Consider the following 373-nt stretch of genomic DNA (forward strand, 5'->3'; position numbering starts at 1 on the left):
CCGGCCGCCGCGATCGCGGCGGCGGCGCCCAGCAAGGCCAGTACTCTGATCAGTTTTGCGCGCATGGAGCGATTTTACATCGCAGCGCCTCAGTCGACGGCGGCCATGCGCATTTCGTCGTTGTGGTGGCGCTGCTGCTCTTCCATCACCAGCATGCCCAGTTCGCGCTTGAGGGCGTTGAATTCGGACGAGGACGGGTCGCGCAGGCGCGGCAGGTCGACCATGATGTCGCGCTTGACGGTGCCGGGACGGTAGGTCATCACCACGATGCGGTCGGCCATGTAGATCGCTTCTTCGATGCTGTGCGTGACGAAGATGATGGTCTTCTTCAGCTCGGCCCAGATGCGCAGCAGCTCGTCCTGCAGGTTGCGCC

General features: G+C 63.8%; 1 pseudogene. It reads right to left on the minus strand.

What is annotated here, in order from left to right:
• Positions 1-89: 89 nt before the first annotated feature.
• A pseudogene (locus AC6H42_RS10355) lies at positions 90-373 on the minus strand (ABC transporter ATP-binding protein); the annotation flags it as partial.

It is taken from the genome of Massilia sp. NBRC 108631 (genome assembly GCF_059704565.1).